This window comes from Bradyrhizobium sp. 61, assembly GCF_023073075.1.
GTDB lineage: Bacteria > Pseudomonadota > Alphaproteobacteria > Rhizobiales > Xanthobacteraceae > Bradyrhizobium > Bradyrhizobium barranii.
The window spans coordinates 1-1322 of the sequence record NZ_JADPIU010000022.1 but is presented as its reverse complement, the minus strand read 5'-3'; the positions used below and the strand labels follow the sequence as shown (position 1 = coordinate 1322).

1 protein-coding gene is annotated in these 1322 nt (G+C 61.0%); it reads right to left on the bottom strand.

Going from position 1 to position 1322, the window contains the following annotated elements; all coding sequences use genetic code 11:
• Positions 1-391: 391 nt before the first annotated feature.
• Positions 392-946, bottom strand: coding sequence for a thioredoxin family protein (locus tag IVB46_RS08880; RefSeq protein ID WP_247314647.1), 555 nt, complete (start codon positions 944-946; stop codon positions 392-394).
• Between the last annotated feature and the right edge of the window lie 376 nt (positions 947-1322).

Below are 1322 nucleotides of genomic sequence, written 5' to 3'. Positions count from 1 at the left end.
TCTTGGGGTGCGCAACGTCCGGTTGGAGTCAATACGCCATTTTGACCGCGGGCGAGCCACTTCCCGTCTCCCCTCGACAAGCGGACAGTTTCCGGGCCGGTTGGCGTGCCCCAAACGGGCCAACACCGGAAGAACTCAGGGTGAGCAAATCTGGTCCGAGCGCTCGACAGGAGTCGATCGGTGTCGCAAAAGCGACGCAGCACTGACGGGTCGGATTGCAGGAGCCGAAGCCTCGTGTTGCCCCGGAAGCAGACCTGAAGGAGAAGGGGCGAACGCGACTCCGCCAGCAGCCGCAGGGTCCTCGTGATGCCGCTAGTCAAATCGCACATGTGCAGCAAATGCTGCCGCACGCGGCGGTCTCAGATACGAAACCTGTTGACAGGGATCGGCTTCATTCGTCCTTCCATTTGATCGAGCAGCCAATAGACGCCTTTTGGTCAGCCGGCGCAAGACCGGTGGTCGCAATCGCGCGCATGGCCTCGACAAGCTCTCGGGGCGCCCCCGCGCGAGGCGGAGTTGCACGCCCTTCGTCGAGCCGGCCGCGATACTTGAGCTTGCGGTCGGCATTGTAGCCGAAGAAGTCCGGCGTACAGACCGCCCCATACGCCCGAGCGACTGTCTGGGTCTCGTCGTGGAGATATGGAAACGGGAAATCATGAGCCTTCGCGAAACGCTTCATATTCTCAAATGAGTCTTCGGGATAGTTCGCCGCATCGTTCGAGCAAACCGCCGCAAAGCCTATGCTCCCCGACATCAGCACGCGGGCGTCCGAAACCATGCGGTCGATCACCGCTTTGACATAGGGACAATGGTTGCAGATGAAGACGACGACCGTGCCTTTTTCGCCGGCAACGTCGTCCAGTGCGTAAATCTTGCCGTCGGTGGCCGGAAGCTGGAACACGGGCGCCGGCGTATCAAGAACGACTTGGGTAGCTGCTGTCGCCATTTCGCACCTCCTTGTGCCCAAATATACGCTGACTACGGCCTGCTGGGGCACAGTTTCCAAAGCCTGCTCGCCAGTCGCGTTGTTTTGGCCATATGTTAGCCATTTCCGGTCGCCCCTTAACAGCCGCCATTGGGACGAGCGCGGGATTTCGTCGGTGTAGGCCACGAACGGACGTTAGCAGCTCCAATGTCCCGACGCGTGGGGCTGCGACCATGATAAACTGCTGTCCAAAGTTTGTTCGCCCGGCGGCTCTGAATGATCGTCTCGACACTCACCGCCGGCCGCGCTCCTGCGATTTTTTTTCGCCGATCAGACAGGGCACCCGGGGCTCTTTCTCGGCGGCTGGGACGATCCCGCTCTCTGGCGTGAGGCCCGC